20 protein-coding genes are annotated in these 26,999 nt (G+C 63.3%); 5 read left to right on the forward strand and 15 right to left on the reverse strand.

From position 1 onward, the window contains the following. Positions 1-2: 2 nt before the first annotated feature. A complete protein-coding gene (locus AC0ZT5_RS21155; protein WP_488498015.1) occupies positions 3-1,052 on the reverse strand; it encodes a threonine aldolase family protein in 1,050 nt (349 codons plus the stop codon). Between the two features lie 468 nt (positions 1,053-1,520). Here AC0ZT5_RS21155 and gltB point away from each other — a divergent pair, with 468 nt between their 5' ends. Then, entirely contained in the window at positions 1,521-6,266 is a 4,746-nt protein-coding gene (gltB, locus tag AC0ZT5_RS21160) for a glutamate synthase large subunit (protein WP_488498016.1), read from the forward strand. Positions 6,267-6,407: 141 nt separating this feature from the next. Further along, complete coding sequence (locus AC0ZT5_RS21165; protein ID WP_488498017.1) at positions 6,408-7,862, forward strand: glutamate synthase subunit beta; 1,455 nt, start codon at positions 6,408-6,410, stop codon at positions 7,860-7,862. Positions 7,863-8,012: 150 nt separating this feature from the next. Here AC0ZT5_RS21165 and AC0ZT5_RS21170 read toward each other — a convergent pair whose 3' ends face one another. Further along, positions 8,013-9,233 (reverse strand): SGNH/GDSL hydrolase family protein, encoded by a 1,221-nt coding sequence (locus AC0ZT5_RS21170; protein ID WP_488498018.1) that lies wholly within the window; start codon positions 9,231-9,233, stop codon positions 8,013-8,015. Between the two features lie 127 nt (positions 9,234-9,360). After that, positions 9,361-10,581, reverse strand: coding sequence for a lytic murein transglycosylase (locus tag AC0ZT5_RS21175; RefSeq protein WP_488498019.1), 1,221 nt, complete (start codon positions 10,579-10,581; stop codon positions 9,361-9,363). A gap of 209 nt (positions 10,582-10,790) precedes the next feature. On the opposite strand from AC0ZT5_RS21175, the gene galU reads away from it, so the two are divergent. Further along, positions 10,791-11,696, forward strand: a complete 906-nt coding sequence (gene galU / locus AC0ZT5_RS21180; RefSeq protein WP_488498020.1) for a UTP--glucose-1-phosphate uridylyltransferase GalU — start codon at positions 10,791-10,793, stop codon at positions 11,694-11,696. Positions 11,697-11,848: 152 nt separating this feature from the next. Here the strand turns inward: galU and AC0ZT5_RS21185 are convergent, their stop codons facing one another. Then, entirely contained in the window at positions 11,849-13,642 is a 1,794-nt protein-coding gene (locus AC0ZT5_RS21185) for an outer membrane beta-barrel protein (protein WP_488498021.1), read from the reverse strand. Positions 13,643-13,870: 228 nt separating this feature from the next. On the opposite strand from AC0ZT5_RS21185, the gene AC0ZT5_RS21190 reads away from it, so the two are divergent. Next, on the forward strand, positions 13,871-14,872 hold the full coding sequence (locus tag AC0ZT5_RS21190) for a KpsF/GutQ family sugar-phosphate isomerase (RefSeq protein WP_488498022.1): 1,002 nt from the start codon (positions 13,871-13,873) through the stop codon (positions 14,870-14,872). Positions 14,873-15,042: 170 nt separating this feature from the next. Further along, positions 15,043-15,651, forward strand: a complete 609-nt coding sequence (locus AC0ZT5_RS21195) for a hypothetical protein (protein ID WP_488498023.1) — start codon at positions 15,043-15,045, stop codon at positions 15,649-15,651. 45 nt (positions 15,652-15,696) lie between these two features. Here the strand turns inward: AC0ZT5_RS21195 and AC0ZT5_RS21200 are convergent, their stop codons facing one another. The 11 genes from AC0ZT5_RS21200 to AC0ZT5_RS21250 all read right to left on the reverse strand — a co-directional run bounded on the left by AC0ZT5_RS21200 (position 15,697) and on the right by AC0ZT5_RS21250 (position 26,938). Beyond that, positions 15,697-16,161, reverse strand: a complete 465-nt coding sequence (locus AC0ZT5_RS21200) for an NfeD family protein (RefSeq protein WP_488498024.1) — start codon at positions 16,159-16,161, stop codon at positions 15,697-15,699. 13 nt (positions 16,162-16,174) lie between these two features. Further along, entirely contained in the window at positions 16,175-17,125 is a 951-nt protein-coding gene (locus tag AC0ZT5_RS21205) for an SPFH domain-containing protein (RefSeq protein ID WP_488498025.1), read from the reverse strand. A gap of 118 nt (positions 17,126-17,243) precedes the next feature. Then, positions 17,244-18,458 (reverse strand): NAD(P)/FAD-dependent oxidoreductase, encoded by a 1,215-nt coding sequence (locus AC0ZT5_RS21210; protein ID WP_488498026.1) that lies wholly within the window; start codon positions 18,456-18,458, stop codon positions 17,244-17,246. Between the two features lie 52 nt (positions 18,459-18,510). Continuing rightward, positions 18,511-19,575, reverse strand: a complete 1,065-nt coding sequence (gene hemH, locus AC0ZT5_RS21215; RefSeq protein WP_488498027.1) for a ferrochelatase — start codon at positions 19,573-19,575, stop codon at positions 18,511-18,513. Between the two features lie 138 nt (positions 19,576-19,713). Next, positions 19,714-21,720: a 5'-nucleotidase C-terminal domain-containing protein gene (locus AC0ZT5_RS21220; protein ID WP_488498028.1), complete on the reverse strand. Its 2,007-nt coding sequence runs from the start codon at positions 21,718-21,720 to the stop codon at positions 19,714-19,716. 190 nt (positions 21,721-21,910) lie between these two features. After that, positions 21,911-22,285: an outer membrane lipoprotein Omp10 gene (gene omp10, locus AC0ZT5_RS21225; RefSeq protein WP_184876625.1), complete on the reverse strand. Its 375-nt coding sequence runs from the start codon at positions 22,283-22,285 to the stop codon at positions 21,911-21,913. An 87-nt stretch (positions 22,286-22,372) separates the two neighbouring features. Beyond that, a complete protein-coding gene (locus tag AC0ZT5_RS21230; RefSeq protein WP_488498029.1) occupies positions 22,373-23,818 on the reverse strand; it encodes a homospermidine synthase in 1,446 nt (481 codons plus the stop codon). 126 nt (positions 23,819-23,944) lie between these two features. Next, positions 23,945-24,877: a heme-dependent oxidative N-demethylase family protein gene (locus AC0ZT5_RS21235; RefSeq protein WP_488498030.1), complete on the reverse strand. Its 933-nt coding sequence runs from the start codon at positions 24,875-24,877 to the stop codon at positions 23,945-23,947. A gap of 3 nt (positions 24,878-24,880) precedes the next feature. Next, positions 24,881-25,168, reverse strand: coding sequence for a YciI family protein (locus tag AC0ZT5_RS21240; protein WP_488498031.1), 288 nt, complete (start codon positions 25,166-25,168; stop codon positions 24,881-24,883). A gap of 13 nt (positions 25,169-25,181) precedes the next feature. Beyond that, on the reverse strand, positions 25,182-25,844 hold the full coding sequence (locus AC0ZT5_RS21245) for an aminotransferase class IV family protein (RefSeq protein WP_488498032.1): 663 nt from the start codon (positions 25,842-25,844) through the stop codon (positions 25,182-25,184). After that, the gene (locus AC0ZT5_RS21250; protein WP_488498033.1) at positions 25,793-26,938 is read right to left on the reverse strand and encodes an aminodeoxychorismate synthase component I; all 1,146 of its coding nucleotides are present in this window, start codon (positions 26,936-26,938) and stop codon (positions 25,793-25,795) included. The genes AC0ZT5_RS21245 and AC0ZT5_RS21250 overlap by 52 nt, the downstream gene beginning before the upstream one ends. Between the last annotated feature and the right edge of the window lie 61 nt (positions 26,939-26,999).

Below are 26,999 nucleotides of genomic sequence, written 5' to 3' on the forward strand. Positions count from 1 at the left end.
GCTCAAGCGATCAGGTGGCCAAGGTGGTCGATCTCTTCGGTCGTGGTCGCGAAGCTGGCGACGAAACGGTAGATCACTTCATTGTCGCCGAGGTGGCTGTCGAAGCCCTTCGGCAAACCCCATTCGTAGAATTTTGCCCCGGCCGCCTGCAGCTTTTCGGCTTTGGCGCGGTCGAGGATCGCGAACACTTCATTGGCCTGCGGCAGCCAGGCCAGCCGGCCTGCCGGTGCATCCTCGATCGTCGCGGCCAGCCGCGCGGCCATGGCATTGGCGTGGTGCGCCATCCTCAGCCAGAGATCGTCGGTGAAATAGGCTTCGAACTGAGCCGAGATGAAGCGCGCCTTGGAAAAGGTCTGCCCGGCGCGCTGGCGAAGCAGGCGCAGGTCGCGTGCCACGTCGGGGTTCAGGACCACCACCGCATCGGCCAGCCAGCAGCCGTTCTTGGTGCCTCCGAAGGAGATGATATCGACGCCGCTCTTCCAGGTCATTTCTGCGGGACTGATGTCCGTCGCCGCAATCGCGTTGGCGAACCGCGCCCCGTCCATGTGCAGAGGCAGGCCGTGACGGCGGCTGACTTCGGCGATCGCCTTGACATCGTCGACGGTGTAGACGGTGCCGACCTCGGTCGCCTGGGTGATCGTCACCGCCATAGGCTGGCCGGCGGGGGCGAGGTCTTGCGAGTAGCGCGTGATGGCCCGGTCGAGGGCCTGCGGATTGATGCGCCCCAGTGGCCCCGGAACCGGCGACATGCGCGCTCCACCGGTATAGAAGCCCGCGGCGCCGAATTCATCGACATTCATGTGCGCTTCGGAATGGCAGAAGGCGACGCCGCCGATGCGATTGCACGCCGCCATGGACAGCGCGTTTGCCGCCGTGCCGGTCGCGACGAAGAACACCGCGACATCCCGTTCGAAAATCTCGCTGAAGCGCCGATAGACGGCGCGGTCGAGCTCGCCGTCGCCATAAGCGGTGGCGATGCCCGCGGCATGCCGGGATAAATTGGCCGAGATGTCGGGATGGACGCCCGCCCAGTTGTCGGATGCAAAAAACATCAGGAATCCTGCTTCGGTTGAAAACGGCGCGACCTTGGCTGCTTTGGGGTTTCACGCGCAAGGGCCACGTGTCGGAAAAGCGGTAAAGCCAGCCAGATCCGAAAAGCGGCTGTGATCGAAGCTTACGTTTTGCGGTCGCTTCACGTTATTTTATGTCGCCGGCGGGCCAAGTTTTTTGTGAATCGGTCTTGTGTGCGTCCAGGATTTCTGTCATAAAAATTTAGGACAGTAGTGCTGTCTTATTTTGTCGCACAAAACGAGCTGGATTGGCGTATCATTTGGGCCTCTCCGGCTGTTGCTGCGGGCGACAGGTTGGACAGCCAGACGCTGGCCTGTACGAATACGAACCATGCGGAAAGCCGCCTGGTTCGGCAAGGATTTCGCAAGACGTGCCGCAAGGATCAGGGTGAGCCAGGCGCTTGCCGGGGCAGACCAGCGCCCGAAGGGCTGGGAATGGAGGACCAAGAGATGACGGACATGACGCACTCTGCGACGAACGGCCAGGCCGCGCAGACGAAAGCGGCAACCGTCAAAACCGCGTCCCGAACCGACATTGGCCGATCCAATATTGGCCGAACCGGCTTTTCCGCCCAAGGCCTCTACGATCCGCGCAACGAGCATGATGCCTGCGGCGTCGGCTTCATCGTCAACATGAAGGGCGTGAAGTCGCATCAGATCGTCGAGGACGGCCTTGCCGTGCTCGAAAATCTGACGCATCGCGGCGCCGTCGGCGCCGATCCGCTGGTCGGCGATGGCGCCGGCGTGCTGGTGCAACTTCCGGACCGTTTCTTCCGCGAGGAGATGGCGGCCCAGGGCATCGAACTGCCGCCGGCGGGTCAATACGGCGTCGGACACTGGTTCATGCCGCAGGACGCGGCACTTCGCGCCCATATCGAAGACATCATCGCCGAATCGGCGCAGTCCGAGGGGCTTCCGCTCATCGGCTTCCGTGACGTGCCCGTCGACAATTCGTCGCTGTCGAAGGCGCCTGACATCGTCGCGTCCGAACCGTTCCATCGGCAGGTCTTCATCGGCCGCACATCAGACATTCCCGACGACGAGGAGTACGAGGCCAGGCTCTATCTGCTGCGCAAGGTCATATCGGGCCGCATCTACGCCGAGAACGACAACAAGGACATCGGCTCCTACTGCGTGTCGCTGTCGGCGCGCACCATCGTCTACAAGGGCATGTTCCTGGCCTATCAGGTCGGCGCCTATTACAAGGACCTGACCGATCCGCGCTTCGAAACCGCGCTGATCCTCGTCCACCAGCGCTTCTCGACCAACACGTTCCCGTCGTGGAAGCTGGCGCATCCCTACCGCATGGTCGCCCACAATGGCGAGATCAACACCGTGCGCGGCAACAACAACTGGATGGCGGCGCGACAGGCGTCGGTCGATTCCGAACTGTTCGGCAACAACATCTCGAAGCTGTGGCCGATTTCCTACGAAGGCCAGTCCGACACCGCCTGCTTCGACAATGCGCTCGAATTCCTGTTCCAGGGTGGGTACAGCCTCAGCCATGCCATGATGATGCTGATCCCGGAAGCCTGGGCCGGCAACAAGCTCATGGATGCCGATCGCAAGGCCTTCTACGAATACCATGCCGCGCTGATGGAGCCGTGGGACGGACCGGCGGCGGTTGTCTTCACCGACGGCCGCCAGATCGGCGCCACGCTCGACCGCAACGGATTGCGCCCGGCGCGCTACATCGTCACCGACGATGACCGCGTCATCATGGCTTCGGAAGCCGGCGTGCTGCCGGTGCCGGAAGAGAAGATCGTCAAGAAGTGGCGGCTGCAGCCCGGCCGCATGCTTTTGATCGACCTGGAGAAGGGGCGCATCGTCTCCGACGAAGAGCTCAAGTCGGAGATCGCGACCAAGCATCCCTACAAGACCTGGCTCGCCAACACGCAGCTGATCCTCGAAGACCTGAAGCCGGTCGAACCGCGCGCGCTGCGCAAGGATGTCAGCCTGCTCGATCGCCAGCAGGCGTTCGGCTACTCCCAGGAAGACACCAAGCTGTTGATGTCTCCGATGGCGACGACGGGCCAGGAAGCCGTTGGTTCGATGGGCACCGACACGCCGATCTCGGCGATGTCGGACAAGTCGAAGCTGCTCTACACCTATTTCAAGCAGAACTTCGCCCAGGTCACCAACCCTCCGATCGATCCGATCCGCGAGGAACTGGTGATGAGCCTGGTATCCTTCATCGGGCCGCGGCCGAACATCTTCGACCTGGTCGGCAATTCGCGCCGCAAGCGGCTCGAGGTGCGCCAGCCGATCCTGACCAATGGCGATCTGGAGAAGATCCGCTCCATCGGCCACACCGAGGACCGTTTCGACACCAAGACGATCGACATCACCTATGGCTCGAATGAAGGGGCCGCGGGCATGCAGGGCGCCATCGACCGCTTGTGCGAGCGGGCGGAGGCGGCGGTCGCCGGCGGCTACAACATCATCATCTTGTCCGACCGCCAGGTCGGGCCGGACCGCATTGCCATCCCGGCGCTGCTGGCGACAGCCGCGGTGCATCACCACCTGATCCGCAAGGGGCTGCGCACCTCTGTCGGCCTCGTCGTCGAATCCGGCGAGCCGCGCGAAGTGCATCATTTCTGCTGCCTTGCCGGCTATGGCGCCGAGGCGATCAACCCTTACCTCGCCTTCGACACGCTGCTCGACATGCACAAGCGCGGCGAACTGCCGAAAGAGGTCGACGCCTACGAAGTCGTCACGCGCTACATCAAGTCGATCGGCAAGGGCATCCTCAAGGTGATGTCCAAGATGGGCATCTCGACCTACCAGTCCTATTGCGGTGCGCAGATTTTCGACGCCATCGGGCTGAAGACCGATTTCGTGCAGCAGTATTTCACCGGCACCGCGACGCTGATCGAAGGCGTCGGGCTGGACGAGATCGCGACCGAGACGCTCAGCCGCCACAATGACGGTTTCGGCAACGATCCGGTGCTGCGCAACAGCCTGGAAGTCGGCGGCGAATACATGTTCCGCATGCGCGGCGAGGCGCATATGTGGTCACCCGACGCGGTCGCCACCTTGCAGCACGCCGTGCGCCAGGGCTCGTGGGAGACGTTCAAGGACTATTCCGCGCAGATCGACAGCGAGACGGCCCGCGCCCAGACCATTCGTGGCCTGTTCAGGATCAAGCTGGCCGAAGAAACCGGCCGCAAGAAGGTCGCGCTCGACGACGTCATGTCGGCGGCCGACATCGTCAAGCGGTTCTCGACCGGGGCGATGTCCTTCGGCTCGATCTCGCGCGAGGCGCACACCACGCTGGCACGCGCCATGAACGCCATCGGCGGCAAGTCCAACACCGGCGAGGGCGGCGAAGAGGCGGACCGCTATCTGCCGCTGCCCGGCGGCGGCAAGAACCCGGAACGCTCGGCGATCAAGCAGATCGCCTCGGGCCGTTTCGGCGTGACGGCCGAATATCTCGTCAATTCCGACATGATGCAGATCAAGGTGGCGCAGGGCGCCAAGCCCGGCGAGGGCGGCCAGCTGCCCGGCCACAAGGTCGACGCGACCATCGCCAAGGTCCGGCACTCGACGCCGGGCGTCGGCCTGATCTCGCCGCCGCCGCATCACGACATCTATTCGATCGAGGATCTGGCGCAGCTGATCTACGATCTGAAGAACGTCAATCCGGCGGCCGACGTGTCAGTCAAGCTGGTGTCGGAAGTCGGCGTCGGCACGGTTGCTGCGGGCGTCGCCAAGGCGCGGGCCGACCACATCACCATCTCGGGCTATGATGGCGGCACCGGTGCCTCGCCGCTGACTTCGCTCAAGCATGCCGGTAGCCCATGGGAAATGGGCCTTGCCGAGACGCACCAGACGCTGGTGCTGAACGGCTTGCGTTCGCGCGTGGCGCTGCAGGTCGATGGCGGCTTGCGCACCGGCCGCGACGTCATCGTCGGCGCGCTGCTCGGTGCCGACGAGTTCGGCTTCTCGACCGCGCCGCTGATCGCGGCCGGCTGCATCATGATGCGCAAGTGCCACCTCAACACCTGTCCGGTCGGCGTGGCGACGCAGGACCCGGTGCTGCGCAAGCGCTTCAAGGGCACGCCCGAGCATGTCATCAACTTCTTCTTCTACGTGGCAGAAGAGGTGAGGGCGCTGCTCGCCGAGATGGGCTACACCCATATCGACCAGATCATCGGCGACGCCGACCTGCTGGAGAAGCGCGACCTGATCGTCCACTGGAAGGCGCGCGGGCTCGATTTCTCGAAGATGTTCTTCAAGCCGGACGCGCCGCATGAAGCGGTGCACTGGACCGAGCGGCAGAAGCACCCGATCGACGACGTGCTCGACCGCAAGCTGATCGAACTGGCGAAGCCCGCGCTCGAAAGCAAGCAGCCGGTCAAGATCGAGGTCGACATCCGCAATGTCGACCGCTCGACCGGCGCCATGCTGTCAGGCGAAGTGGCCAAGCGCTTCAAGCACAAGGGCCTGCGTGAGGACACGATTTCGGTGAAGCTGACCGGCACCGCCGGCCAGTCCTTCGGCGCCTTCCTGGCGCGCGGCATCTCGTTCGATCTCGTCGGCGCCGGCAACGACTATGTCGGCAAGGGCCTGTCGGGCGGCCGTATCGTCATCCGGCCACCGGAAGAGGCCAAGATCGTTGCGGCGGAGTCCATCATCGTGGGCAACACGGTGCTCTATGGGGCGACCGAGGGCGAGGCCTATTTCGCCGGCGTCGCCGGCGAGCGTTTCGCCGTGCGCAATTCGGGCGTGGCCGCCGTCGTTGAAGGTGTCGGCGACCATGGCTGCGAGTACATGACTGGCGGCATCGTCGTCGTCATCGGCAAGACCGGCCGCAACTTCGCCGCCGGCATGTCGGGCGGCGTCGCCTATGTGCTGGACGAGGCGGGCGATTTCGCCGAGCGCTGCAACATGGCGATGGTCGAGCTGGAACCGGTTCCGGAAGAAGACGACCTGATGGAAAGGCTGCTGCACCATGGCGGCGACCTCGACCACAAGGGTCGCGTCGACGTGTCCGGTGACATGACCAGCCATGACGAGGAGCGGCTCTACCAGCTGATCTCGAACCATGTGCACTACACCGGTTCGGTGCGCGGTCGCGAAATCCTCGACGACTGGACGACCTTCCGGCCGAAATTCCGCAAGATCATGCCGGTCGAATACCGCCGCGCACTGATCGAGATGGAACGCATGCGCATGGGCGTGGCGGCGGAATAGACTTGGCAGTTGCCGGGAGGCTCAGGTTTCCCGGTCCACTTTCATCGAAAGTTTGACCTCGAAGGCAAGGTTGCCATGGCTGCCTCAAGAGGTTAACGGGTGCGGCGAAAACCGTACCATCTGGACAGCAGGAACTGGACTATGGGCAAGGTAACAGGCTTTCTCGAAATCGACCGGCAGGTGCACAAGTACCAGCCGGCCTCCGACCGCATCCGGCATTTCCGCGAATTCACGCTGCCGATGTCGGACAAGGAGGTCGAGAAACAGGCCGCGCGCTGCATGGATTGCGGCATTCCGTTCTGCCATGGACCGACGGGCTGCCCGATCCACAACCAGATCCCGGACTGGAACGACCTCGTCTACAATGGCGACTGGGACAACGCGATTCGCAACCTGCATTCGACCAATAACTTCCCGGAGTTCACCGGTCGCATCTGCCCCGCGCCCTGCGAGGAAGCGTGCACGCTGAACCTCGAGGACATTCCCGTCGCCATCAAGACGGTCGAGCAGGCGATCGCCGACAAGGCCTATGAGACCGGTCATATCAGGCCCTATCCGCCGGAGAAGAAGACGGGAAAGCGCGTCGCCGTCATCGGCTCCGGCCCGGCCGGCATGGCGGCTGCCCAGCAGCTTGGCCGCGCCGGCCACGACGTCCATGTCTATGAGCGCGAAAGCCGGCCGGGCGGGCTGATGCGCTACGGCATTCCCGACTTCAAGATCGAGAAGCACTATATCGACCGGCGCATCGAGCAGATGCAGGGCGAGGGCGTGACCTTCCATTGCGGCGTCAATGTCGGTGTCGACAAGCCGGTTGCCGAGCTGCTCGCCGAACATGACGCTGTGCTCTATTGCGGCGGTTCCGAAACGCCGCGCGCGGCCGGCATTCCCGGCGACGATCTCGGCGGCGTGCATGATGCGATGCCCTATCTGGTGCAACAGAACAGGCGGGTCGGCGGCGAGCCGATCCAGTCGGTGGCCTGGCCGTCGCACCCGATCATCGCCGGCGGCCAGCATGTCGTCGTCGTCGGTGGCGGCGATACCGCGTCCGACTGCGTCGGCACCGCCTTCCGCCAAGGCGCCGTGCGCGTCACCCAGCTCGACATTCGCCCGCAGCCGCCCGAGAAGGAAGACAAACTGTCGGTCTGGCCCTACTGGGCAACCAAGATGCGCACCTCGTCCTCGCAGGCCGAAGGGGCGGAGCGCGAATTCCAGGTGGCGACGCTCGAGTTCATCGGCGAGGAGGGTCAACTGACCGGCGTCAAGTGCTGCGAGGTGGACGAGAAGCGCAAGCCGATCGCCGGCACCGAATTCGTCATCCGCGCCGATCTCGCCTTCATCGCCATCGGCTTTGCCGGCCCGGCCACGGCCGGCCTGATTGGGGAATTGGACGGCCAGATGAAGATCGTCACCGACAGCCGCCGTTCCAGGAACGTCGAAGCCAATGACCGCGACTACAGGACCAGCGTCGACAGGCTTTATGCGGCGGGCGACGTGCGTCGCGGCCAGTCGCTGGTCGTCTGGGCGATCCGCGAGGGCCGCCAGGCGGCGCGTTCGATCGACGAGGCGTTGATGGGGGCGACCGTACTGCCGAGCTGAGCCCGTTGGAAATTCTACTCTCGCGGCCATCTGAAGGCGTTTTCTGCGCTTCCGGTGCTCACGTACTTAGACGTACGCTCCGCGCCGGTTCTCGAAACCGCCACCATATGACTCGCGGGAGCGAATTTCGAAACGGGCTCAGGGGAGCTTCTAAGGGTTGATCGCCGTCGTCGTGCCGGGTGCCGCCGCCGAAGCAGGCTGCGTCCGGGGTGGCCAGGAGAAATCGTCGGCGCGGCCGGGCGAGGCTTGCGGCGCCTTGCCCTCGACCACCAGTTTTTCACCGGGCAGATCCGGATTGGCTTTTGCCGGCGGGGCTGCGCCCAGAAGTTCGGAGCCGCCGTCGAGTGCCGGATCGCTGAGCAGCATCGGCGCGGTGCGGTCGATGACGATGGGCGCGGCGGCCGGCCCAGGCGCTTCGACGGGAGCGCCCGCCGGCGCGGTCGCCGGGGCCACGCCTCCCGGCGCGGCGAGGCCGAGGATCTTCATCAGCGGCTTCTCGGTATAGAAGGCGAGCTTGCGCTTGCCGGCCTTCGAGACATTGATGCCGTCATCGGCACGCAGCCGCACGGGCTGGCCGTTCATGTCCGGTCCACTGGTGACGAAGGCGCCGTTCTCGTCGACGAAGCCGTCCCAGACGTCGACGAATTCGCCGCCATGGCTTTCGGCGGCCTGATGGTAGATGTCGTTGAAGGCGAGCATGTCGGAGGTCATCTTCGGCACCCGGAAGGCCGGCATGCCAACCCAAAGGAAGGGCACCTTGGCGTCGGCGATGGCCTTGCCGAGCGCATCGGTGCGGCGGTCATATTCCTTGGTCCAGTTCTCGGATCGGGGCGGCTCGCGCACATCCCCTACCTTCATCTGCTGACGGTCGTTGGAACCCAGCATGACGACCACGGCGGCCGGTTTTTCGGTCTCGATCAACGTCTTGATCTGCTCGGGCCAGTTGTAGAAATCATCGCGCACGAAGCCGGACGAGCCATTGCTGCGAGCCACGATCCTGATGCCGGTGTTTTCGGCAAAGGCGGTGTCGAGACCTTCGGCAAGCCCGGACGCCATGAAATCGCCGACCACCAGGACGGTGCGGGCATCAGGGACTTTCTCGGCGATCGGTATTTGCGGTTCGGCCGGCGCACGCGGGACGCGGGGTTTGCGCGGCTTTGGCTTCGCCTTCTGGATGTTCAGTGGCGGCTCGATCCGCTCGCTGCGGCGTGGGAACAAAAGGTCGCGCAGTGACCAGCCGCGGTATTGCTGCTCCTGCGCCATGGCCGGCGCATGGAAGGCGCCAGCCACGCCGACGGCGAGCACGACGACGGCCAGGATCAGCACCGGCATGCGACGAACAAGCCCTGCGATGCGCGCAGCCGAAGCCAATTTTTTCCTCCATCCCGTGGCGCACTGCCTTGAAAAGTCGCGTCGACTTTTCAAGGGTCATCGCGCCAAACAGATTGCTACAGTGTCCTTTGCGCGTCCGAAAGGCCGCGCGGCACCGCAGGTGGCTCTATTTCTGCCGGAGCCACTTCAGCACTTCCATGCTCGGATAGCCGTCCTGGGCCAATCCGGCCTTGGCCTGGAAGGCCATGATGGCGGTTTTCGAGCCGTCGCCGATCTTGCCATCGAATTTGCCGTCGTAGAGGCCATGCTGGGAAAGCCGTTTCTGCAGTTCCTGCCTTTCCTCGAAAGTGAGCTTGGTGAAAGGCCGCTTCCAGTCCTGCACGAGGCCGCTGGAGCCGGCGATTTCGTCGGCGAGAAGACCGACGGCAAGCGCATATTTGTCGGCATTGTTGTAGGCCTTGATGACCGAGAAATTCTTGATCATCAGGAAGGCCGGCCCGCCGCGGCCGTCCGGCACTTTCAGCGTCGCCTTGTCGGAGCCGTTCTTGAACGGCTTGCCGTTGGCCCTGACGACGCCGAGCGCCTGCCATTGCGACAGCGTCTTCGAGCCGCCAGGAAGCTTGCCGGCCGGCAAGGCAACCTCATAGCCCCAGGTCTTGCCGGCCTGCCAGCCATTCTTCTTCAACAGATTGGCGGACGTCGCCAGCGCATCGGGGATCGAATTCCAGATGTCGCGCTTGCCGTTGCCGTCCATGTCGACGGCATAGTGCAGATAGCTGGTCGGGATGAACTGGGTGTGGCCCATGGCGCCGGCCCAGGATCCGCTCAGATGGCTTTCGTCGATATCGCCGGTCTGCAGGATCTTGAGTGCGGCAATCAGCTGGGTGCGGGCGAATTTCGCCCGCTTCGGATCGGCATAGGCCAGGGTGGCCAGCGAGCGCACGACGTTGCGCATGATGTCGTCGCGCTTGAGGATTTCGCCATAGTTCGATTCCATCGACCAGATGGCGAGCAGAATGTAGCGGTCGACGCCGAACCTCGCCTCGATCCTGTCCAGCCATGGCTTCCACTTCTTGGCCATTTGCTGGCCGACGGCGACAGACTGGTCATGGACGCGGTTGTCGAAATAGTCCCAGGCGGGTGCGGTGAATTCAGGCTGCGTACGCGCCTTTTCCAGCACCACCGGGTCGATATCCCTGATGTCCCTGAAGGCCTGGTCGTAGAGGGCACCGGAAACGCCGCTCTGCACGGCGGTGGCGCGGAAGCCGGCGACCCACTGCCGGAAACCGGCATCGGCGAAAGCCGGGCCGGGCATCAGCAGGGCGAGCGAGAGGCTGCCTACCGCGATGACGCTGGTAAAACGCTTTGCGGCACTGCGAACGGACATCTTTTCCCCTTTCTCTGTCTCAGGAAAGACCATTCATCGCCGAACCAGGTTAGGAATTAGTTTACCATACGTGCCGCCGGGAACGAAAAGACGCCTCAAAGCTTTACCGGGGGATGTTCCCCTCAGTCGCTCAGTAGTCCTCAATTCCGGCGTGAAAATGTCTTGAGACGGGGATTGCGGAGCAGGCCATCAAACGGATAATTGACAGTATGAAGAGAGTTCGCAAGGCAGTCTTCCCGGTCGCCGGTCTCGGCACACGGTTTCTCCCGGCCACCAAGGCCATCCCTAAGGAAATGCTGACCGTCGTCGACCGGCCAGTGATCCAATATGTGGTGGATGAGGCGCGCGAGGCCGGCATCGAACATTTCATCTTCGTCACCGGCCGCAACAAGGCCGTCATCGAGGACCATTTCGACGTCCAGTTCGAGCTCTACGACACGCTGGCCCAGCGCGGCAAGGACGACCAGCTTGCCCGCCTGCAACGCCTGCAGCCGGCGCCGGGGCAGACAAGCTTCACTCGCCAGCAGGTGCCACTTGGCCTTGGCCATGCCGTCTGGTGCGCGCGCGAGCTGGTCGGCGACGAACCGTTCGCCCTTTTGTTGCCCGACATGATCATGCAGTCGGAAAAGAGCTGCATGAAGGACATGGTCGAGCTCTACCAGGAAACCGGCAACAACATCATTGCGGTGCAGGAATGTGACCCCGCCGAAGCCCACAAATACGGCATCGTCGGCCGTGGCGAGGACACGCATCACGGCTTCCGGATCACCGAGATGGTGGAAAAGCCGAAGACCGGCACCGCACCGTCCAATCTCTACATCAATGGGCGCTACATCCTGCAACCCGAGATCTTCAAGATCCTCGAAGGCCAGGAAAAGGGCGCCGGCAACGAGATCCAACTCACCGACGCGATGCTGAAGCTGGAAAAGCAGCAGCCTTTCTATGGCTACCACTATCAGGGCCGCACGTTCGATTGCGGATCGCCGGAAGGCTTCGTCGAGGCCAATGTCGCCTTCGCTTTGTGGCGCAGCGACATGAACGAGAACATGGCCGGTGTCATCCGCACGCTTCTCGACGAGCTGAAGCCATCAGAACGTCGCGGCGCCGCCTTCTAGGCTATGTCGGTATTCAGGTGAGGCCGGCCTGCGAGCGACGGTTTCCTGAGCTTCCGGTGCTCACGTACCCGAACGTACGCTCCGCTCCGGTTCTCGGAATCCATCGCTCGACTCGTCCTGACCTGAATCTCAACATACACTCGGCGCAGTGCTCAGCGCTGCACCTTCACGCCCAGGAAGATGCTGTTGGCGGTGTAGTCGCGGCCTGGCAGATTGCTGGTCAGCTTTTCGGTCCTCACCCGGGTGGTGAGGCCGGCATAGCGGTTCAGCCACCATGTCAGGCCGGCCTCAGCGCTCAGGGTCCGGTCATGGCCGTCGACGCCGATATAATCGCGCCAATCAAGGCCCAGAGCCGCATTTCCGGTGAGGTTGGCGCGGATCTGCCGCTCGCCCGTCAAGCGGCCTGAATAAAGGATATCGCCGCTTTGCCCAGCGGTGGTCGTGGGCTCGACGGTGGTCAGGCCGGTCAGGCCGATCGTCGTGCCGCGTTCCGGCGACCATTTGAGGTCGGCGTTGACGGTCGCACCCGAAATTGCTTCGAGCCGATCGTCGTCGATCGCCTCCCTCAGCCAGCCGGCCGAAAATTCGCCCGACAGCTTCTCGCCCATGTCGAGCTCAAGGCCGGCGCGGCCTCCGAGCCGCGTCGAGGAGCGCTCGAAGCCATCGGTGTCGATGCGTTGATCATAAGTCCGGCGGCCGACCTCGATTTCGGTGAAGGGGGTGAGTGCCGGAGAAATCTCGTAGCCCGTGCGCAGGGTTGCCGTATAGAGTGTGGAGTCGCGGTCCTTCTGCGACAACGTGGTGCCGTCCGAAAGCTCGGCGTCGCCATAAAAGTCGTGCGTCACCGCGCCGGTCAACGCATAGCGCATCTTGCCGACGTCCTTCTCGATGCCGAGGCTGCCGTCCACGGTCTGCCGCAGCGGCTGCGTGTTGACGCCAGCAATGGCGTCCGGCGAGGAGGCCGATTCCGGCACCGCCTCGTAGCCGAGCTTGGCGATGGCGCGCAGCTCGTTGTCGAGGTCGACGTTGAGCTGGCCTTCTATGCGGCCCTGCTCATTGTGAACCGAATAGCCCGACACGGTCTCGCGGAAAAGGCCATAGCCGTCGATCGTCGCCGAGTTCTCACGCCAGTCGGAGGCGGCGGAAAAGCGCAGCGCCGTCTCGGACAGCAGCGCCGACGTGCCGGCACTGCTCGCGTCGCCGTTCGAGGTGGCGGTCAGGCCCTGTTCGATCGTCGGCCGAATGACGAAAGAGCCCCATTTGACGCCGGTGGCGGCAAACGGATCGTCCTCGGCCTTCGTGTCCTGGCCTTCGATGGAGGCGGTGCGTTCGGCGCCGCGGTCAAGCTTCTGCCTATCGACGCTGTCGATGGTGACGGCGCGGCGGTTGGCTGCCTCCTGGTCCGCGTCATTGGTGTCGGTATCATCCGTCGTGGATGTGATGGCGCCTGTGGTCGCGGCGTCCGTGGCCGCGCCCGTCGGCTTTTTCTTCTTCGACTTGCCGGCCGCCTTGTCCTTGGCCTGATCCGCTGCATTTTGGCTGGCGGTTGATGGTCGGCGGCGAGGCTTTGGCGGTGCCGCGGCATCGGCGGAGGCATCGTCGGTGGCCGAAGGCGGATCGAACACGCTGCCGGTCGCAGTCGCCGAGTCGGTATCCGTGTTGTCAGGCACCGCGCCGGCGCTGGCCGGCAGGTAGGTTCGTGCCGGCGCATTGTCCTGCGCGGCGTTGGCCGGCGCCTGCTGGCCTTGGGCTGCCAGAGCCAGCTGTCTCGCCTTGCGCTGCTGGTCGGACAGGATCGCCGTTTCGGAGACCTCGCCGCGCAGCTCCGTTTCCTGGGCATGGAGCGCCGTTGGGCGCAGCAAGGCAAGCATGCCGGTCGCCAGCAGCAAGGCGCAGGCAGCCTTGCCCTTTCGTCTTCCTGATTTTTCTGGCTGGCCCCCGGACATCTTCACCACTGCTTGCGCGGCGCACGCGCGCCATACTTACCGAACCGTAAATGGGGATGGTTAACGGAGGGTTGAGGCGGCAACCCGCAGCGACCTCAAGTGCCGACTTTCAAAGGGTTTCATGCGGCGTGCGTTAAGCCTTTTGGTTGCCTGCTTGTCGTTGTCCCGAAGCACTGTGGGGCCATTTCTGTTGGACAGGCGGGCGGCAACGCGCTAATCGCATCAGCCATGCATGCGGGATCCCTGAATAAGAAGCCTTTGGACAGGCAAGCCTCGATCGCTTCGGCGCTGAGAACGGTGGCAACGGAGCAGGCTGGTGTCGCGGCCCTTGCCGAGGCACTCGAGAACGGACTGGCTGAGCCTTTCGCCCAGGCCGTCGAGATGATCTCGAAGATCGAGGGTCGGCTGATCGTCACCGGCGTCGGCAAAAGCGGCCATATCGGTTCAAAGATCGCGGCGACGCTGGCCTCGACCGGCACACCGGCCTTTTTCGTCCATCCCGCCGAAGCCAATCACGGCGATCTCGGTATGATTGCCAGGGACGATGCCATCATCGCCATGTCGTGGTCGGGCGAGAGCAGGGAACTGATGGGCATTGTCGCCTATTCCAGGCGCTTCTCCATTCCGCTTATAGCCATCACCGCCGGAGAGACATCGGCGCTCGCGCGAGCCGCGGACGTCATGCTGCTGCTGCCCCGCGCGCCTGAAGCCTGTCCACACGGCCTGGCGCCAACGACGTCGACGCTGCTGCAACTGGTGATGGGCGATGCGCTGGCGATCGCCCTGCTCGAAGCACGCGGCTTCACGCCGGACCATTTCCGCACCTTTCACCCCGGTGGTCAGCTCGGCGCCAACCTGACGCAGATCCACGAGATCATGCATGTCGGCGACAGGCTGCCGCTGGTGGCCACGGGCACCGGCATGCAGGATGCTATCCTTGAACTGTCGCGCAAGGGATTTGGCTGCGTGGCGGTCACCAACGCCGACGGCGCGCTGGTCGGCATCATCACCGACGGTGACATAAGGCGTCACATCGGCAGCAATCTGCTGGCGATGACGGTGGATGAGGTGATGACAAAAGGACCGAAGACGGCGTCGCCGGACACGTTGGTGGCAACGGCGCTGCAGACGATCAACAATTCAGCCATCACCAGTCTGATGGTGGTGGAAGGCAGACGGCCGGTCGGATTGATCCACCTGCACGATCTCCTGCGCATCGGCGCGGCCTAGTCTAACTCAAGCCGCTCTGGACGACTTGATTCGACCTGTTGCGATCGGCAATGATTGCTTGCAAAGCCCTAGCTCACGATTGCCGTTGACGAGGTCAGATGTTCTCCAGCCTAATCGAAAGATTTCGTCGGCGGCCGGACTTTAGTCGTCCGCCGCAATGTGGAAAAGTGTTGGGCGACATCGTCGCTGGAGCATTGGAAGGCAGCCTGGCGCCCGGTTTTCAACGAGTGGGCGATCTGTCCTGGGCTGGAAGCTCGACAGATCATATCCGTTATCTGCTGAAATTTCAGGCGATGAAAGGGATGAGCTTCTCTGCCTGCTGGGGCCTCTCAGTCGACTTTGTTCCAATTTCCAGAGGCGGAAGCTTACGGTGGAAAAGGACAGCAAAGTCGGCAAACTTCGATCTCTGTATCGACCCCATTGACGTATCAGGCCGGATCCCTAGCTGGTGCTCGTTTTACAGCAATGATCGCGATGATCGAGTTGCACACGCCGCCTTGAAGGTGCTCGATGCGGCACGACAGGACTGGTCTAGAATCACTTCGCTAAACGACGTTGCTGATAGTTTCGAACGACGATCGAAGATGGAGTTTCGACGCTTTTCGTTGGAAAATTATGTGCAAACGGACCTCGCGTGGGGCTTGGTCCTCATCGCCATCGGAGAGGCGGATAGGGGCCAGAACCACCTCGATGCGTATTGTGACAGGTTTGCGGTTGCGCGGGACGATGCCGTCCTGACAAAAGCGAGAAACGAAGCGGCCACAATCGCGACTGGATGACATTTTCCAGCCACGCTCGGATTTCCCAAAACCAATGCTTCGATGTCAGACCCGCTCGACGGTCAGTTCCAGATCCGTGTCGGCCGCAGCCGTCACCCGCACCTGGGTGCCGGCCGGCAGATCCGGGCCGGAGACACGCCACAGTGTATCGCCCAGCTTGATGCGGCCACGCCCGTCCCGGATCGGTTCGGCCAGCGTCGCCATCTTGCCGACCATCTGAGCGCCGCGCCGGTTGAGCAGCGGCTGGTCGGTCGGATCATCGCGACCACCGACCAGTTTCTTGCCGACATAGGCCGAGACCAGTGACAGCGCCAGGAAGGCGAGGACCTGGACCTGCCAGGTCCAGAAGCCGGTATCCCAGATCAACAGCGACACCGCACCGATGATCAGGGCGGCGATGCCGATCCACAGCATGAAGATGCCTGGCGCGATGATCTCCATCACCAGCAGGACGAAGCCCAGAACCATCCAGTTCCACGGGCCGAGTTCGGAAATGATGCGGTCCAACATGGGAGTATGCCCCTCAGTTCTCGGTTGGGCGAACCACCGGCGGGCGTGCGGCCTGCCTTTGCGCGCCGGCCGTGCCATCGCTGCGGAAGACTTCCTTGGCGATCTCGCCGATACCGCCAAGCGTGCCGATCAGCGACGAGGCTTCCATCGGCATCAGCACGATCTTGCTGTTGGTGGCCGTGCCGATCCTGCCGAGCGCTTCGGTGTATTTCAGCGCCACGAAGTAGTTCAGCGCCTGCACGTCGCCCTTCGAGATTGCTTCCGACACCACCTGCGTGGCGCGCGCTTCGGCTTCGGCAGAACGCTCGCGCGCCTCGGCGTCGCGGAAGGCGGCTTCCTTGCGGCCCTCGGCCTCGAGAATCTGCGACTGCTTGAGCCCTTCGGCGGCGAGGATCTGCGCGCGCTTGTTGCGCTCGGCCGTCATCTGGCGACCCATCGATTCGATAAGATTGGCCGGCGGGTTGATGTCCTTGATCTCGACGCGGGTGATCTTGATGCCCCACGGATGCGCGGCCTCGTCGACGACGCGCAGCAGGCGCTCGTTGATGGCGTCGCGGTTCGACAGCAGCTCGTCAAGGTCCATCGAGCCCATGACGGTACGGATGTTGGTCATCGTCAGGTTGAGGATGGCGTTCTGCAGTCCAGCAACCTGATAGGCGGCCTGCGCCGCATTGAGGATCTGGTAGAAGGCGATGCCGTCGACACCGACGATGGCGTTGTCGCGGGTGATGATTTCCTGGCTCGGAACGTCGAGCACCTGCTCCATCATGTTCATCTTGGCGCCGATGCGGTCGACGAAAGGCGTGATGAGATTGAGGCCTGGACTCAGTGTCTTGGTGTAACGGCCAAAACGTTCGACCGTATAGTTATAGCCTTGCGGAATTGTCTTGATGCCTTTGAACAGCACCAGCACGACAAGCGCGACCAGAACAATGACCGCAATATCGAAACCACTGAAATCCATTTGGCTCTCCCTCAGAGGCAGGCCGCGAAAGCCATTCTCGCGCAGCCGGCTTCAACAAAGACTTAAGTGTGTTTCAAGTGCGTTACAATCAGGTGATGATGGATTGTTTGTAGGTTTGCTATCGGCGGTTGAAAGCAAACAACTCTGCATCCGTGTCGCTCAGCTCGTTGATCGAGGCCGAGACAATCTCGGAAGCGATCTGCGAGAAAGTGATGCCGTTGCCGCCGTAACCCATCACGGCGTGGATGCGCGGGTGCCTGGGAATGGCGCCGATATAGGGCAAGCCGGTGGTCGTGGTGCCGAACGAACCGGTCCAGGCGAATTCGGGCCTGACGTCGAGATGCGGGAACAGGCGGCCAAGTTTTTCGGCGATGCGTGCACTCTTGTCGGCGATCAGCCCGTCGCGCCGCGTCTCGTCGATAAAGTCCTCGTCCTCGCCGCCACAGACGACCCTGCCGTCCGATGTCGCGCGCATATAGATGTACGGGTCCGACGCCTCCCAGATGAACGCTGCCCGCGGCCAGATCTTTCGCGGTTGCGTGCGTGTCGCGATCGCCCATGTCGAGATGATCCGGTGGGCTGCCGCTGGCACCATGTCGACCAACTCGTAGCCGGTGGCCAGAACAACATGCCGTGCCGTGATGGTCGGCCCATCCCTGGTTGCCACGACCACCGCGTCGGCACTGTGCTTGATCGCCGTCGCTTCGACGGGAGCATAGAAGCGTGCCTTGCGCTGCGAGGCCCTCAGCAGCAGCCCGGCCGTCAGCTTGCGCGGATCGAGGGCGATGTTGCCGTGGCTGAGGATGGCGCCTTCGCGGTCGATGCCGAATTTCTCCGCCAGCGGCGCCGCCGTGAGATAGGTCGCGGCGATGCCTGCCTGTCTTCGCGCTTCGGCCTCGTTCCGGAGTTCCGACGGGCCGAGCAGAGTGCCCGCCAGATAGAGCGACGGGTTGCGGCTCGGGCTGCAGTTGATGTCGAGTTCGGCAATGCGGGCAGCGAGGTTGGAAACGGCGAGCCGCGAGCGCCGCCAGGCTTGCTCCGCCAAGGTTTTGCCGATCATCTTCGACAGCATCGAAAGCGGCTGGTCGATTTCGAACTGCACGAGAGCGGTGGTCGCGGACGTCGAGCCTTTCAGCGGGCCGCGCCGGTCGATGCAGATCACCGCATGGCCTTGCGCCGTCAGCGCCTCGGCCGTCATGGCGCCGCTGATGCCCATGCCGACGATCAGCACGTCAGCCTTGGCGTCACGGGTCAGCGCGGCTGTCGGGACCGCAGGCGCCCGGTAGGCGGACCAGACGGGCCGGCCGCTTCTGAGGTCAAGCTTGCGAGGCATAAAATTCTCCGGAGGTGCTGCTCAACGCCCCGGAGCTTGTGTTGTTCCGGCGTCAGACCCAGCCGGACAGTTCGCGCCGCACCATCGCCTCGATCACCGCCATGCCCTCGGCGCTGTCATTGAGGCAAGGGATGTGGGCGAAGTTCTTGCCGCCGCCGTGATGGAAGGTTTCGGCCGCCTCGCGGCCGATCTCGTCCAGCGTCTCGATGCAGTCGACCGAAAAGCCCGGATTGACGACGGCGATCGACTTGACGCCGTCCCTGGCCAGTTTCTCCACGGTCTTGTCGGTGTAGGGCTGCAGCCATTCCTGTGCGCCGAAGCGCGACTGGAAGGTGATGATCAGTTTGTTTTCATCCCAGCCGAGCCGTTCGCGCAACAGCCGCGTCGTTTTCTGGCAGTGGCAATGATAAGGGTCGCCCTTCTCGAAATAGGGTTTTGGGATCCCGTGAAAGGAGGCAATGACAACCTCCGGTTCGAAATCCAGCGTCGCCAGATGCCGCTCGATCGAACGCGCCAGCGCTTCGATATAGACCGGTTCGTCGTAGTAAGGCGGCACGCTGCGGATGGCCGGCGCGCGGCGCATCTTCATCAGGGCACGAAACAACTGGTCGTTGGCGGTGGCGGTGGTGGTCGCCGAGTACTGCGGATAGAGCGGGAATGAAAGAATGCGGTCGCAGCCCTTTTCGACCAGCCCCTGGGCGACGCTCGCGGTCGAAGGGTTGCCGTAGCGCATCGCCCAGTCGACGACGACCTCCGGCAGATCGCGCAACGCCTCGGCCAGCTTCTCGCCCTGGGCGCGGGTGTAGGTGCGCAAGGGCGACTCGTTCCTCTCCCGGTTCCAGATCCGGGCGTAGTTGGCGCCCGACGCCTTCGGCCGCCTGGTGAGCACCAGCCCATAGAGGATCGGGTACCAGATCGCCCTGTTGAGCTCGATGACGCGTGGATCGGACAGGAATTCACGCAGATAGCGCCACATCGGCTTGAAATCGGTGCCGTCCGGCGTGCCGAGATTGACCAGCATGACACCGATCTTGCCAGCCTTGACCGGCGGATGCCCGGCGGGCAACGGGCCGCCGGTCTTCGCGGCTTTGGGATCGGCAGGGGTGGAAAGGGTCATACCTGGTCTCCGGACACGGCGCGAAACTAGCGATGCGACGCCAGTTTTCAATGCAGCGTCTGGCCGCACCTTAGCAGGCAACGAAAAAACCCGCCCGGTTTCCCGGGCGGGCGCGTCGTTGAAAGAGGCGCAGCGACCTTACTTTGGCGGGATGGTCAGGGTTGCGCCAAGCGCAAGCCGATGAGGCCTTTGGCCCTTGTTGGCCTCATAGATCAGCTTCCATTTGGTCGCGTCGCCATAGGCCTTCTTTGCCAGATCCCAATAGGTGTCGCCGGCAACGATGACATGGCTGCTTTCGGCCGGCGCGGCCTCTGCCGGCTTTGCCGGTTCGGCGGGCGCGGGCGCCGGTGCCGCTTCCGCGGGCTTGGCCGGTGCGGCCGGTGCGGCCGGCGCTGTCTCTGTCGATACGGCCGGCGGTGTGTTGGCGATATCACCCGACTTGGCGGGCAGTTCGGGCATTGCAGGCGCAGCCTCAGCGGGCTTTGCTGCTTCGGCAGGCTTGGCCGGCTCAGCTGCCGGAGCCGCCGCGACGGTCGCGGCGATCTCCGTGATGCGGCCATCGAGCTTGGGCGTGTAAGGCCGGTGCGCGCCAAGATAGTCGGCAACCACCTGTTCGAGGCCCGGACCGTAGTCATAGGCATTCTTGGCCTTGTCGGCGAAGATCTTGTAGCCGTCGCCACCCTGACGGACATAGTTGTTGGTGGCGACGAGGTAGTCCTTGTTCGGATTGATCGGCGTCCAGGCGCCGCCTTCCATGACTTCCACCGATTTGACACGACCGGCATTGGGAGCAACCGACTTGTCGAAGGAATATTTCAGGCCGGCGACCTGCGGGAAGCGGCCGGCGCCGTCCTCGATCTGGCTGAGGCCGTTCTCGAGGCCGGCCACCAGGTCCTTGCCGGAGATCTGGAAGGTTGCCAGCGTGTTCTGGAACGGCAGCACGGTCAGCACCTCGCCCATGGTCACGGTGCCCTTGTCGATCGAGGCACGCAGGCCGCCGCCATTGGAGATGACGATCTCGACGCCCTGTCCCTTGACGCGGTCGAGGATGGCGTCGGAGACGAGGTTGCCCATCGCGCATTCACGGGTGCGGCAGTTCTCGCGGCTGCCGTCGATGACGTCGGTGGTCTCGGCCACTTCCTTGTTCTTCAACGCCTCGATCGGCGCGCCAAGCTCCTTGATGCGGGCGAGCACAGCCGGGTCAGGGGTGATCGACTTGTCGAGATAGATCGGGTCGCCGCTGGCCGATTTGACGACGCCATTGTCGTCGAACACCACCTTGAACTCGCCGAGATATTTGGAATAGGACGCCGCCTGCACGACCGGCACCTTGTAGCCGTCGGGATTGTCGACCATCGTCGGATAGGGGCCTTCCGCCTTCGGGTCGGTGTTCGACAGCAGCGAGTGGCTGTGGCCGCCGACGACCACATCGATGCCCGGGATCTTGGCAATGACATCGCGCTCGCGCTTGTAGCCGATATGGGTCACTGCGATGATCTTGTCGACGCCTTCGCCCTTCAGCTTCTCGACCTCGGCGGTGATGGACTTGACGTCGTCCTCGATGGTGATGTTGGGACCGGGGGAAGCGAGTTCCGGGGTGTCATTGGTCACCGCGCCGATGATGCCGATCTTCTGGCCGCCGACCTCGACTACGATCGACGGCTTGACGCGGTCGCCGAGCTTGGATTGCGCGTTGGCCTTCACATTGGCGCCGAGCACCGGGAACTTGATCATGTCGAGGAACGGCGCCAACGCCGTCTCGCCATCGTCGAATTCATGGTTGCCGAGCGCCATGGCGTCGAACTTCATCTCGTTGAGGAATTCGCCTTCGACCTTGCCTTTGTAGGTCGTGTAGAACAGCGATCCCTGGAAATTGTCGCCGGCGCTGAGCAACAGCACGTTCTGGCCTGCCAGCTTCTTGCGCTCCTGGGCGATGGCGGTGATCAGCCGGCCCGCGCCACCGATGCACTCGCCCTTGGTCTCCTCATCGGCCGAGCAGGTCGATTCATACTTGTTGTTGCCTTCGATGCGGCTGTGCCAGTCGTTGATGTGCAGGATGTTCAGCGTGTAGTCGGCAAAGGATGCGCCGGACGACAGAGCGAGCGTTGAGGCGGAGAGGGCGGCAATGGCGGCAAATTTCTTCATCTTCGTCTCCCGGAAGGCTGATCAGAGGCGTTTAACGCTCTTGCTTGACTGGAACATAACAGTCGGCGTTTGGAGTATGTTCCCATCGCGTTCCAGATGACGCAAGCGGAAATCCGGGGACTTTTGCCGGCATAAAAAAGGGACGGCGGCCATTGGCCGCCGTCCCCTGGGGAAGCGAATGCTCGTCGGCTCAGGTGCGCCGTGTCAGCACGAAGTTCTGGCCGCTTGAGCTGGTGCAGTTGAGCTGACTAGTCGACACCATCAGGCAGTTGAAGCTGACCGCGGTCTGGCGGATCAGCGACGTGCCGTTGATCTGCACCGACGTGGCGCCGGTCATGGTGTAGCTGCCGTCGGCAAGCTTCTGGCCAGTGTCGGTGGCGACGGTCGTGAAGGTGCCGCTGGCGAAGGTCGAAAGGCCCGTCCCCTTGGCGTCGATCCAGGAGCCTTCGACGCCTTTCGGTGAGGCCGCCATCGGCGGTTCATCCGGACCACTGGTCGCACAGCCAGCAAGTCCCACTACAGCTGCTGCAACGCTCATCCAAACAATCTTGCGCGCAATGTTCATTTTAAAAAATCCTCTCCTCAGTCCGCATCCCTTCAATCGCCTGATTTCCGGGCGATTGCAAGGCAACGAGGCATGCTGACGGGGCTGCTATCGGACGAGGATGTTGCGGAATTGCCACGGGTCGCTGCGGTCGAGGTCTTCCGGGAACAGGCCCGGCCGGTTATCGAGTGGCGTCCAGTCGGTATAGTGGCCCTTGACCGGTCCCAGATATTGCGACTGCACTTCCAGGCAGCGCTTGTAGTCCATCTCATCGGCCTCGACGATACCGGCTTCAGGGTTTTCCAGAGCCCAGACCATGCCGGCGAGAACCGCCGAGGTGACCTGCATGCCGGTAGCGTTCTGATAGGGCGCCAGCTTGCGCGCGTCGGCCAGCGAAAGATGTGAGCCGTACCAGTAGGCATTCTTGTCGTGGCCGTAGAGCAGCACGCCGAGTTCGTCGACGCCGTCGACCAGTTCATTCTCGTCGAGCACGTGGTGCACAGGCTGCGGCTTGCCCGCGGCGCCGAACATCTCGTCCAGCGACAGCATCGCGTCATTGCAGGGATGATAGGCATAGTGGCAGGTCGGGCGGTATTGAACCTTGCCCTTCCTGGAACGCACGGTGAAGAAATCGGCGATCGAGATCGCCTCGTTGTGCGTGACAAGCAGGCCGTATTGCGGTCCTGGCGTCGGGCACCATGAACGCACGCGCGTGTTGGCGCCGGGCTGCTCCAAATAGATGGCGGCCTTCGAACCGTGCTTGTGCTTCTTGGCGTTCTTCGGCATCCACGTCTCGTGCGTGCCCCAGCCGAGCTCGGCAGGCTGCAGGCCCTCGGAAATGAAGCCCTCGACCGACCAGGTGTTCCAGAACACATCCATCGGCTTCGGCTTCTTGGTGCGCTGGGTGTCGCGCTCGGCGATGTGGATGCCCTTGACCCCGGCCTTCTTCATCAGCTTGGCCCAGCCCTCGCGGTCGTCCTGCGTAGGCTCAGAAAACTCGAGGCCAAGATCGGTGGCGAGGTTGACCAGCGCCTGCTTGACGAACCACGAGACCATGCCGGGATTGGCGCCGCAGGTGGAGACCGCCGTCGCGCCGCCGGGCTTGTCGTGCTTTTCCTTGATCATCGCTTCGCGCAGCGCGTAGTTGGTGCGGCTGGCATTGTCGGCCTGGGCATCGAAATAGAAGCCGAGCCATGGCTCGACGACGGTGTCGATGTAGAGCACGCCGAGCTTGCGGCAGAGCCGCATCAGGTCCACCGAGCCGGTATCGACCGACAGGTTGATGCAAAAGCCCTGGCCGCCGCCATTGGTCAGAAGCGGCGTCAAAAGCTTCTTGTAGTTCTTCTCGGTCACTGCGTCCTGGACGAAAGCGATGCCGCGCTCGTCGAGCAGCTTGCGGTCGGTGTCGCGTGGGTCGAGGACCGTCATGCGCGACTTGTCGAACGTGAAATGGCGTTCGATGAGCGGCAGCGTCCCCCGTCCGATCGAGCCGAAGCCGATCATCACGACAGGGCCGGTGATCTCACCATAAACGGGCCAGTTTTCATTCGCCATTTTATCGAGCACTCCTCAAAACCCAGGAAACTGGGAAAACACATGCAAAACCGGGCATTCTTGCCCGGCGGCCATGCGCTACATCACAGATCATTGTCACAAACCAGCGAAAAGCGCCAACCGGGGCTACGCGTCATTGGCCATGTGGTTAAGGACGGCAATCAGCCGGTCGCGGTCAGAAGTCAGGCCCTTGTAGTCGAGCTGGGCGAGATCGAGCCCTTCGAGCTGGGCGGCGAAAGAGACTGCGAGCGTCGCCCGATCCGGGTGCCGCTCCAACACGGCGAGCGGGTCGAGGTGGATGCGGATGGTGAACAGGATGTCGCGCGAGGACGGCAGCTTGCGCAACGTCTGACGCTCGACGCGGATAAAGGCGTGCACCCTGACGTCACCATCGGGGAAGCGTGTCGGCCGGCTGGTGGCGCGGTCGATGCGCTCGACATTGGACAGCGGATGATAGAGCGCATTGTCGGCCTGGATCGACCAGTTGAAGCGCTCGACCGCCTGGCCCTGGAGGCCGTCGAACATGCGGTTGATCAGCTCGGCCGGGCGGGTGCCCGGACCGAAGCCCGGCACCGGCGCGTGGATATCCTGCAGCGGCCGGCCGAACTTCTCGACCAGCAGCCAGGATGAGGGAAAGCACAACGAACCGGCAACGAGCCGCCAGCCGTTGTCGTTACGGCGCATCAGGATCAGGTCTTCCTGGACCAACAGCGAGGCGGCGACGAGCGGTGCGCCGTCGAGACCGGAAGGGATGCCGAAATGGCTCGCCGTGCCCACGATTTCGACGCCTGCATCGGTGCGGCGATGGGTGCGCGGAAATCGCCCCGGCAGATACGCGCCGAGCAAGTCGAGCACTTCCCGCTGGGCGTCCCGTGTGCCGTCCTCCTCGACGAAAACCCGCTCGGGGATTTCGGCATAGAGCCGGCGCTTCTCGGCCAGATACGGCAGCAGATGGTCGTCGACCTCGATCCAGTCTGCCGGATCGAGCGGCTTCAGCCCGATGCTGAAGAGCTTCGACGAGCCGTCATAAGGCGTATGGGTGGGCAGCGCTTCGGCCAAAGCTCATGCTTCCCTGAAATCGTCCAGACCGGCGGTGGTCATCCGCGCCAGGAATTCGGTGACCTCATAGTCGGCTGCGTTGGCCATGGCGAAGGGATCCGCTGCCAGCCTGGCGTCGAGCACTTCGCGCGGGCATTGCGCGATGATGATGCCGCCGGTTCTCGGTTTCTTTGGTCCGGAGGCGACGAAGATGCCGTCCGCATAGCAGGTCTTCAGCCATTCGATATGCTCCGCCTGCAAGCGGTCGATCTCGGACAGCGGCACCTTGTAGTTCAGCGAAACGACGAACATAGCATTCTCCCGGTCATGCCAGCTTTGCGGGAATCAAGCCGCGCAGCGAATTGCCGACAAAGATCGCCTTGGCCGACTGCAGATCGCCGTAGCTGTAGATCGCTTCGCGGGCGCGGCCTTCATCCAGAAGCTCGGCGCGCAGTACGCCAGGCAGCAAGCCGCAGTCGAGCCGCGGCGTTGCCAGCATGCCATCGCCAAGATCGGCGAAGACGTTGGTAATGGTGCCTTCGCAGATCTCGCCGCGCTCATTGGCCAGAAGCACCTCGTCGGCCTGGGTGATGAGATATTCGGCGCGGGCGTGGCTGTAGAGCTGGCGCCGGCTGGTCTTGTGGCGCAGCAACGTGTCGTGCGAATCGAGCCTTGTCCGTGCCAGCCGCAGCGTCCAGACCTTGTCGGCGGCCAGCGGTTCATAGGGCTGTGCCGAGGCGGTCGCTTCGCCGTCGCACGACAAAGCCAGGCGCGTGCGCAACGCGATGCCGGATCCGCTGACCGCATTGCCCAGCACGTCGCCGACCCTTTGCGGGTCGCAGGCAAAGCCGAGTTCCGCTGCCGAGCCATAGAGGCGGGCAAGGTGGCGATCGAAGCGCAGGAAGCCCGAGCCGGGTTGCCAGCGCATGGTCTCGATCAGCTGGAAGTCGGCAGTGTTCCCGTCGCGAAGCGCGCTTTCAGCAGACACTCCTGATACTCCTCCTCAGCCGTCGAATCGAAGACGACGCCGCCGCCGACATTGTAGACGGCCTCGCCGCCGGAAAAGAGCGAGATGGTGCGGATCGCCACGGAAAAGCGCATCGTGCCGCCCGGCGCGATCCAGCCGATGGCGCCGCAATAGGCGTCGCGCGGCGTACCTTCCAGATCGTGCAGGATTTCCATGGCACGGATTTTTGGCGCGCCGGTGATCGAGCCGCACGGAAACAGCGCCGCGAACACCTGGCGGATGCTGAGACCCGGCAGCAGCTTTGCCCTGACGTCGCTCACCATCTGGTGGACGGTCGGATAGGTCTCGATGCGGAACAATGCCGGCACGTCCAGCGTGCCGACCTCGCTGATCAGCGAGATATCGTTGCGCAGGAGATCGACGATCATCCGGTTTTCGGCCTGGTTCTTCTCGTCGTTGCGCAGGAAGATCTTCTGCCGCTCGTCCTCGGCCTTGGTGGCGCCGCGCGGTGCGGTGCCCTTCATCGGATGCGTCTCGATCATGCCTGCGGCGTCGATCTCGAAGAACAGTTCGGGCGAGCGCGACAGCACGATGGGATCACCGAGCGCGACCAGCGCGCCATATTTCACCGGCTGGCGTTCGGTCAGCGCATCGAAGGCGGCCAGCGGGTCGCCGGACCATTGCGCGTGAATGGGAAAGGTCAGGTTGCCCTGGTAGCAGTCGCCTTGCCTGATGTGCTGGTGCAGCCGCGCGAACCGCTTCTCGTAATCCTCGAACAACCAAGTCGCCCGCGCATCGAAGATCGGGCCATTGGTCGCCGCTGCGTTGCGGGGCGGCACCGCCTCTTCGACCGGCGCGTCGAACACCCCAAGGCACACGAGCGGAGCGCGGCGCCCCTTCGGCAGCAAGGGAACAAGCTTCGGTTCGAGCAGATAGCCGGCTTCATAGGAGAAATAGCCGGCCAGCCATTTGCCGGCGTCGTGCGCCGCCTGTGCCGCCGCCAGCGCCGGCAGGAAGTCCTTTGCCTCATGCGCCATGATGATGTCGGCCGGCCGGTCGAAGACGAGCTGGCGCGCGCTTTCGTCATTGCGGAAAATTGCGGCGGGCAGGGACATGGGACTCGGATGCTGCGCTCAATGAAGCCGTCGACCGCTCTATATGGGGGGCCGCCCGCGC

The organism is Mesorhizobium sp. CNPSo 4670, from assembly GCF_057784235.1.